This window comes from Kitasatospora misakiensis (assembly GCF_042656005.1).
Classification (GTDB): domain Bacteria; phylum Actinomycetota; class Actinomycetes; order Streptomycetales; family Streptomycetaceae; genus Kitasatospora; species Kitasatospora misakiensis.
The window spans coordinates 60,154-67,508 of sequence record NZ_JBHSOF010000047.1 but is presented as its reverse complement, the minus strand read 5'-3'; the positions used below and the strand labels follow the sequence as shown (position 1 = coordinate 67,508).

General features: G+C 67.3%; 11 protein-coding genes. 2 read left to right on the top strand and 9 right to left on the bottom strand.

From position 1 onward, the window contains the following. Positions 1-442: 442 nt before the first annotated feature. The 8 genes from ACFP3U_RS28665 to ACFP3U_RS28630 form a co-directional block, all read right to left on the bottom strand. A complete protein-coding gene (locus ACFP3U_RS28665; RefSeq protein WP_380228614.1) occupies positions 443-622 on the bottom strand; it encodes a helix-turn-helix domain-containing protein in 180 nt (59 codons plus the stop codon). Between the two features lie 173 nt (positions 623-795). After that, positions 796-1,113: a DUF6087 family protein gene (locus ACFP3U_RS28660; RefSeq protein ID WP_380228613.1), complete on the bottom strand. Its 318-nt coding sequence runs from the start codon at positions 1,111-1,113 to the stop codon at positions 796-798. A gap of 66 nt (positions 1,114-1,179) precedes the next feature. Continuing rightward, a complete protein-coding gene (locus ACFP3U_RS28655; protein ID WP_380228612.1) occupies positions 1,180-2,313 on the bottom strand; it encodes a methyltransferase domain-containing protein in 1,134 nt (377 codons plus the stop codon). Further along, the gene (gene tgmB, locus ACFP3U_RS28650; RefSeq protein ID WP_380228611.1) at positions 2,313-3,281 is read right to left on the bottom strand and encodes an ATP-grasp ribosomal peptide maturase; all 969 of its coding nucleotides are present in this window, start codon (positions 3,279-3,281) and stop codon (positions 2,313-2,315) included. The genes ACFP3U_RS28655 and tgmB overlap by 1 nt, the downstream gene beginning before the upstream one ends. Beyond that, positions 3,281-3,580, bottom strand: coding sequence for a putative ATP-grasp-modified RiPP (tgmA, locus tag ACFP3U_RS28645; RefSeq protein ID WP_380228610.1), 300 nt, complete (start codon positions 3,578-3,580; stop codon positions 3,281-3,283). Before tgmA ends, tgmB begins: the two co-directional genes overlap by 1 nt. A gap of 143 nt (positions 3,581-3,723) precedes the next feature. Beyond that, on the bottom strand, positions 3,724-3,984 hold the full coding sequence (locus tag ACFP3U_RS28640; RefSeq protein ID WP_380228609.1) for a hypothetical protein: 261 nt from the start codon (positions 3,982-3,984) through the stop codon (positions 3,724-3,726). 98 nt (positions 3,985-4,082) lie between these two features. After that, a complete protein-coding gene (locus tag ACFP3U_RS28635) occupies positions 4,083-4,415 on the bottom strand; it encodes a hypothetical protein (RefSeq protein WP_380228608.1) in 333 nt (110 codons plus the stop codon). Further along, positions 4,412-4,654, bottom strand: a complete 243-nt coding sequence (locus tag ACFP3U_RS28630) for a hypothetical protein (protein ID WP_380228607.1) — start codon at positions 4,652-4,654, stop codon at positions 4,412-4,414. Before ACFP3U_RS28630 ends, ACFP3U_RS28635 begins: the two co-directional genes overlap by 4 nt. 189 nt (positions 4,655-4,843) lie before the next feature. On the opposite strand from ACFP3U_RS28630, the gene ACFP3U_RS28625 reads away from it, so the two are divergent. Further along, positions 4,844-6,067: a helix-turn-helix transcriptional regulator gene (locus tag ACFP3U_RS28625; protein ID WP_380228606.1), complete on the top strand. Its 1,224-nt coding sequence runs from the start codon at positions 4,844-4,846 to the stop codon at positions 6,065-6,067. 698 nt (positions 6,068-6,765) lie between these two features. After that, complete coding sequence (locus ACFP3U_RS28620) at positions 6,766-6,990, top strand: hypothetical protein (RefSeq protein WP_380228605.1); 225 nt, start codon at positions 6,766-6,768, stop codon at positions 6,988-6,990. Here the strand turns inward: ACFP3U_RS28620 and ACFP3U_RS28615 are convergent. Continuing rightward, positions 6,987-7,121, bottom strand: coding sequence for an HNH endonuclease (locus tag ACFP3U_RS28615; RefSeq protein ID WP_380228620.1), 135 nt, complete (start codon positions 7,119-7,121; stop codon positions 6,987-6,989). The two genes, ACFP3U_RS28620 and ACFP3U_RS28615, sit on opposite strands and share 4 nt — an antisense overlap. Between the last annotated feature and the right edge of the window lie 234 nt (positions 7,122-7,355).

Sequence of the window (7,355 nt, the reverse complement as noted above, 5' to 3'; positions counted from 1 at the left end):
CCGCCGCCCTGGCACTTCGCGGTAATCAGCCGCGGTGGGCTACGGGCCCGCGAGTCCAGCCCGCCAGCCTGCCCCGGACGGCTCACACCAAGCCGCGTGCCGAACGTGATCGCCTCGGAGAGGGGCTCACGGCGGCCGAACTAGTTGCGACGCGGCGCATCCGCGCTGAACGGATGAGCAGCGGGGTCATCCTCCGCGCCTTGGATGCTGAGCTGTAAGACGCCCATGCCTGGGCCCAGATCGCTGTGCCGAACACGACACCTGTCACCAGGGCGCTGACCAGCCCTTTGTGAAGCTGCTGGGTGACGCATGACAGTTGACACCGTTTGCGCGCGGTAGCGGTCACCTTCGATCAGTGCTGCAGCAGTTCTGTCACCAGTAGCCACGGGGCGGGACCGATATCCGATCGGGACGGAACTTGGCCGCCGTGACGGTGCACCGGTCATGCAGGGGCGGGTTGGCTGCCAGTGCTGGCGGCTTCGGGGGTGGTTCCGGTCCAGCGGCGGAAGGCGCGGTAGAAGGAGTTGGTGTCGTCGTAGGCGAGGAGGTAGGCGACTTGGGAGGTGGGCAGGGAGCGGTCGGCGAGGTAGCGGCGGGCGAGGGGCGGCTCCTGGACCGTCATGCGGGACCCCAACACACGCGATTACCAGTTCTGCGCAGCTTAGCCGCAGGTCAGTGCCAACGACAGGGCCCCGCCCGGCACTCGGTCGAACGGGGCGTTTTGCTGTCTGGAGCCACCCACGTAGCGTGGGTGGCGCGGTGGTGGGGAGTCGTCCATCGGAGACCTACCCCGTGTCAGGCCTCCGGCCGGTAGAAGCGCACGGTGGGCCGGAACGGCTGCTCGGGCGCCGGGGGCAGCTTGCCCGTAGGCGGGAGTGCCACTGTTTCGGGTCGGGGTGGAGTCAGGGCGCGCTGAGCCGACGGGTAGTCCGGGGCGACCCCTGCGGCACTCCATTGAGTGCCGTCCCACTCCGCCAGGGCCCTTGGGGCCTCGGGGTTGACGTGCGCACCGTGCTGCGGGCCGTCGGTGAGCGGGACAGCCCGTCGGGTGCCAGGTACTCGCTTCCCGGCCGCGCGGCGGGCCGCCCATTCGTCGAGCGGTTCGTCAGCCATTCCGGTCCCCTTCCTGCGACGACGTGCCCCAGTGTGCCGCCCGCCGGCGTTGCGCGAAAGTAGCGTTCAGAGCGTCGCACTCCAGCCGCTCCGGCTGAACGTGGTGCTGCCGTCCGCCGTGATCTCGGCTCGGGCGCCGTAGATGGGCAGCGAGCCGTCTCGGAGCCACCAGCGGCGGAACCGGTCGAGTTCGTCCCACAGCCGTTTCGCTCCGGACTGGTGAACGGTCGCGGTGTCGGCGCCTGCCGGGGAGGTCGCCCGCGCCCACGACCCGTCTGGGTGCAGCATCCATGCTGTCAGTGCGCCGTCGCCGGCTTGGCTGATCCGGTGTTCGACTCCGGGCACGGTGACTGTCAGCAGTGACCACAGTTCCCACGCGGCCATGACGTTGATCGTGGGGAACGGCGATTCGGTGATCTTGTCGCCGTCCTGTTCTCGAACCTTGGTGAACAGGTCGTCCAGCAGGCTCGGATAGTCATCCCCCGTCCGGGTGGTCATGAACGCAGCGCGGTCCCACTCCACCCGGCCCAGCGCCGAGCCGTCCGGCTGCTTGTCGGCGGTGACGATCAGTCCGGTGTCCGCGATGGTGGTCACCAGCCGTCCGCCCGGCCGCAGAGCGGCGAGCCACGATGCGGGGATGCGCCGCACTGACACCATGGACACGATCCTGTCGAACTCGCCGGGAAGGTCCGCGGTGGCGTCGCCAGCGATCACCTGCGGGCGTAGCCCGATCGATTCGAGACGATCGCGGGCCGCATCGCACAGGTAGCCGTCCACGTCGATGCTGGTGACGTTCTGGTCGCCGTACCGGTGGGCTGCGAGTGCGGCGGAGTACCCGGAGCCGGTGGCCACGTCCAGCACCCGTGCGCCGGTGGTCAGTTGCCCGTGTCGCAGCATCTGCACGACGAGCGACGGGTGAGTGGACGATGATGTCGGCCGCCCGGTCGTCGTCGCTCCGGCCTTGACGTGATCGGCGTGCAGCGACCCGACGCGGGTCACCAGCGTCTGATCGGCGTAGGCGTTGGCGAACCACTGCTCAGGGTTGGGCGGCCCCTCGGCTACGGTCCAGCCGTCGGGACCGGGGGTGAACCAGTTCGGGACGAACAGGTGCCGGGGCACCATGGCCACATGTCGGTACCAGCCCGAGGCGGGGTGCGCGACAGTGCGCGCGAGTTCGGTGGCCGGCTGCTGCCAGTCCATCACGGCTCCACTCCTTCAAGGTCGTCGGCCAGGGCTTGAGTGATCGGAAGTCCCGTCGCGCCCTGTATCCAGTCCCACTGTCCGCACGGGTTCACCTCCAGGAAAACCCACTCCCCGGCAGGGGTGACCACGAAGTCAGCGGCACCGTAGCGCAGTCCCAGCGTCTTCATCATGCGGTGCACGCTGTCGGCCACAGGGCCGGGCACTTCGGTGACCGTGTAGGTGAGCGAGCCGTAGTCGCTGCGCCAGTCAACGTGCGCGGCATCGCTGCCTGCGTGGACGGCAGCGGCCAGCAGTCGCTTTCCGACGATGGTCAGCCGCACCTCATGGGACTTCTCGACCCATGCTTGGAACAGGTGCGCGGTGGTCTCGATGCCGCGCAGGTCTTCAAGGTCTTTGGCGGTCGGGCGCTCGGTGTACACGGTTTTGAGCCGCCCGTCCTCGATGAACACCGGGGACGCGATTGGCTTGCAGATCAGGCCGCCGGGCATCTGCTCGGCGAAGTCGCGGACGGCGTCCGGGCGGTTGGTGATCAGTGTTGGCGGAATGGACAGGCCAGCGTTTCGAGCGGCTGCGAGCTGGACGGGCTTGTACTCGGCGCGCGCCATGGCGGTGGGGTGGTTGACCCACCGACAGGTGAGGGCCGAGAGAACGCCACCGAGTCCGGCACGGGCCTGGGCAGAGGCAAACCGCTGCTCGGGTCCGGACATGCCGTCGGGCAGCCGGAACGCCCCGGGGGCGCGGAAGTAGACCGCGCCGACCCGGGACAGCTCCACCGCTCGCCACTCGGTGAGGAGTTCGCCCGCCCATCCCTGCGCCTGGTCGATCCGGGCCGCCATGGCGAGCGTCTGCGGGAAGTCGGCGGTGTCCATGCGGAACACCTCCGCTCCCCGTCCGGTCAGCTCGGCTACGACTCGGTCAGTCGGCCAGTCGTCGCCAGCAGCAACAACCAGGATGGGCGCGCTCATCAGTCCTTCGGCCCCTCGTCCAGCGGCGGCGGGTTGGTGATCGACCCGTCCGGGATCGTCGGGGTGTGGGTGTTGGCCATGCAGGTCAACAGGCCACCGTCGTTGGAGACGTTCACCTGCTGCTCGGGGTCGTAGAACGACTGCGGGATGGTGACGGCCCCGGTGGAGTCGGGGACCCGCGCGAACCGCAGGGCCCACGGCCGCGTACCGGCGTCGCTCGGCTGCTCGGCGCTGTGCGGGAGCCTGCCGCCGGACGCCGTGAGCGGGAACGCCTCACGGGGATGTACGACTGTTGTCAACTGTCTCTCCATTCTTGGTCGTTGAGCACCAATTGGGCCCCGCCCCGGTCGTCCGGGCCGTCCATTTCCCGTCACCGGAGCGGGGGTTGTGCAGCCCGGCGTAGCTCAGGCGCCGCCGGGAGTACAGGGAGGCGGACAGGTAGTCAGGCCGCCTGGTGGATGTCGGTCTGGTGCGTGTTCGTATGGGCGAAGCGCGCTCGGACGGCCGCCGTGTCAACGCCGTGGTAGCGCATGACGCGGTCGTGCACCGCCCGCATCCGGTCGAGCGTGGCGTCCAGCTCGGCCGTGGTCGCGCCGGTCTGCCCGGTCACCTGGTTGTCGAGCGAGCGCCCGAGGGCACGCAGCGCGTCGAACGCCTGGTCCAGGTCGAACGGCTCCCGCATGGGAGTGAGCGTGTCGGTCATTGCGGTGATCCTTCCGATTCGTAGGGGCGTGTGGTGCGCCCCGGCAGCGTGCTCCGGCCACGTGAAATGGGGCACGGTCAGCAGGCTGGGCTGTGCAGCTAGGAACGGAGCCGAGTGGTCCAGCTCGACCGGGGCCGGGCGTGCCGAGCGCGGTGGGCGGGCTCGGTCGGCCGGTTGTCCCGTTTGGTCATCGCGGCAACTGCCTTGCCGTGCAGTGTCGAGATGCAGTCGGCGCAGGCGAGCAGCCCGGCCGTGACTCCGCCGGCTGCGGTCACCGGCCCGAGCCAGAGCACGCGGACCGAGGTGCGCCCGCAGTAGAGCCAGCAGTCCCCGGCCGCCCATGGGTTACCGTCATCGGCCTCGGGCGGTTCCGGCAACTGTCCCGCGCCGATCTCGGCCAGCATAGGCAGCACCTCGGCGGCGAAGGTCACGGCGGATCTCCGGGACGAACGTGGCGGACAGTGATCCGCAGCCGGGACCGCCGGGGGGTGGCACGTCTTCGGCGCCACCAGGTTTCCCAGTCCCCGCCGTAGACGATGCCGAGCATGGCGACTGCCAGGGCGAGGAACCACCAGACCCAGCGGCGGGCGGTCTGCGGATCAAGATTGGCGAGGGTCACCACCAGAGCGGCGGGCCCGAGAGCGACCGCCACGGCCAGGGCGCCAGTCACGATGCTTGGGTGTTTCACTGCCGTCCCTCCGATCAGCTGAGCGCCGGACTGTGTGATTCACCAGTAGAGGGCTGCCGTTCACGCCAGGACAGAGCAGCGGTGACGCATCTGTGTGGCATCCATGTCTCAGAGTCTCCGCATCGAGTGCCCTGACCTGCTAGAACGGGTAGTCGGAGACCGGGAGGCGGCATGGCAGAGCGGCGCAGGGCCCTTGTCGAAAGGCGAAAGGCCCTTGGATTCACTCAGGAGTCCTTGGCCCAGGATCTTGGTGTGGATCGCTCAACCGTGGCGCGATGGGAGAGCGGAAAGGTAGACCCCCAGGACTGGCAGCGCCCGGCCCTGGCCAAGGTGTTGCGAGTGACGCTGATTGAGCTCGGCTCTCTCCTGCGAGCCCCTGCGGCCTCGAAGCCCTCACGAGCCGAAAATGTCGCCGTCGTTACGCTGGAATATGACGATGAGATCGAAGCTTTGGAGCTTGCACGTAGAGTCTCTGCCAGCGACGTAGGCAAGGAAACGCTTGAACGGCTTGAGCTGACTTTTCATGATCTGGCGACCAGATATCCGACCGTAGCCCCCCAGGAACTCTTGGGGCAGGTGCGGAAATATGGGCTCTATGTAGCCAGGCTCATGGATGCAAAAAAGACTCTCGCCGAACATCGGCAGCTACTCGTGATAGGCGGCTGGTTCTCTCTCCTCGGCGCCACGTTGCACATTGACCTAAATCAGCAAGACGCAGCGACGGCGAGACTGCGAACGGCGATGACTCTTGCGCAACATGCCGATAATTCAGAAATTCAGGCTTGGTGCTTTGAAACTGACGCCTGGCGGGTTCTCACTGATGGCGACTACACCAGGGCGGTGGAACTCAGTGCGACCTCCCATCAGTTGGCACCTTCCGGAAGCTCGGTCGAGATCCAGTCTCTGGCGCAGCAGGGGCGAGCGTTTGCCCGCCTGGGCTATTCTGCTGAGACCTACGCCGCAATAGATCGAGTGCAAGAACTTTCCGCTGCGATGGGCACTCCGAATCGGCCAGAACATCATTTCCAATATGATCCGGCCAAGTCGCTCGCCTACGCGGCGACCACGCTTGCATGGCTCGGCGATCCGGCGGCCGAAGCATACGCGAGAGAAGTCATTTCACGGCTCTCACCCTCGGAGGACGTGAGCAAATGGCCTCGCCGGGTGGCGTCTGCCAATATCGACCTGGCACTCTCGTTGGTGGCCACTAATCGATTGGACGAAGCATGTGATTCGGCGCAGCGCGCCATGCTATCTGGTCGAGTCGCGCCGTCTAACCATTGGCGCGCTCTCGAAGTGGTCAAAGCAGTAGAGGTGCGAAAGATTTCCGATGCGCGGGATCTCAGAGAAGTCTATGAGGGAATGCGCCTACAGATAGCACCGTCGATCGACTGATGACGCGAAAAAGGCCCGCCCTGTCCCACTTAAGGGAACAGGGCGGGGCCTTTGTGATTTGGGACGATTGGCCGGGGTTGCCTTACGTGATGACCTGTAGCGGCGGCTGGCGCCTGGTCGGATCGGCCTTGATTCCCCCTCTCTTGATCTGTGACTCTCCGCGTAAACGGGTCCAGTTGCGGCGAGAGTCTTTTCCCTCCCTGCCGCGCCTTCTGGCACCGGGAGGGAGTCACCCCCTGGGGTGTCACCGCAGATCAGGGCCTCGGGCAGGCTTAACGCGCTCGCTCGCCCATCCTCCGGGCTGGTGAACGGCCGTCTCGCGGCTGTGACACTGCGTACACAGCGGAGGGACGCGACCACGCGTCCGGATCGGCGACACCTCGGGCGATCAGCGACCGACGCGACTCCGGGAAGTGGTCGGCGACCACGGCGAGGCGAGCACAGAGCACGCACCGCGGATGGGCGTAGAGGTAGGCCCGACGGATGCGAGGCCAGCGAGGGCCGTACGCGCTTCCGCCCGGTGTGCCTCGCTGCGCGTCCGCCTCGGCCTGGTGGCGCGGGCAGCGTCCGCCCGTGGTCAGCTCGGGGCACCCGGGGACTGAGCACGGTGGGCGTGGCTTACGTGGCACAGGGTGCCTCCATAGTGGCTGGTACCTGCGAAGTTGACGCCTTCCCGCGTGATGCGCTGTCCTACTCGTATGCCTGAAATCCCGAATGCCGACGGCCCAGAGCCGATGCCGAACAGCAACTTCGAACTCTCCTCGGGCAAGGCGCACTTGCGGATGGAGAACGTGTCGGAGCGCGTCCAATTGGCGGTTGTCTGGGCACTGTCGGGCAGCTTCGTAAGCCTGCTGGCGGTAGGTGCGTTGTCGATGGTGCTGAGCCGCCCAAGGGACGACATGGACGACCAGCCCGAACGTTAGGGTCCGACGACGAACAGCCCGAAGTCCCGTGCGGTCTTCCCTCGGTGGCACTCGCGGCACAGCGGCCACACGTTGTCGTCGGTGTCCTCGCCGCCGAAGGCGAGCGGGGTCCGGTGGTCTACGTCGACCAGTTCGGCGGGGAGCGTCCCGTCGTACAGCCTGCACGCTGCGGAGCTCGCTTGGTCATTCCCGCGCCGGAGGAATGACCGGTGGGTTGATCGGTTCGCCGTTCGAGTGCCTAGGCGTCACGTCCACGGCCAGCAGCCGGCTGGGGTTCCTCGGGTCGCGCATGGGCTGGACTCCGCGCGGCATCGGTGAGCCACCGTTGAGCACTGGCAGGCCAGTTGGGGAGTCCGACCACACTG

Bases quoted from the DNA above. Each gene is read 5' to 3' on its own strand.
- ACFP3U_RS28655 (WP_380228612.1), bottom strand. From the start codon at position 2,313: ATGGACTGGCAGCAGCCGGCCACCGAACTCGCGCGCACTGTCGCGCAC.
- tgmB (WP_380228611.1), bottom strand. From the start codon at position 3,281: ATGAGCGCGCCCATCCTGGTTGTTGCTGCTGGCGACGACTGGCCGACT.
- ACFP3U_RS28620 (WP_380228605.1), top strand. From the start codon at position 6,766: ATGCCTGAAATCCCGAATGCCGACGGCCCAGAGCCGATGCCGAACAGC.
- ACFP3U_RS28640 (WP_380228609.1), bottom strand. From the start codon at position 3,984: ATGACCGACACGCTCACTCCCATGCGGGAGCCGTTCGACCTGGACCAG.
- ACFP3U_RS28660 (WP_380228613.1), bottom strand. From the start codon at position 1,113: ATGGCTGACGAACCGCTCGACGAATGGGCGGCCCGCCGCGCGGCCGGG.
- ACFP3U_RS28625 (WP_380228606.1), top strand. From the start codon at position 4,844: ATGGCAGAGCGGCGCAGGGCCCTTGTCGAAAGGCGAAAGGCCCTTGGA.
- ACFP3U_RS28665 (WP_380228614.1), bottom strand. From the start codon at position 622: ATGACGGTCCAGGAGCCGCCCCTCGCCCGCCGCTACCTCGCCGACCGC.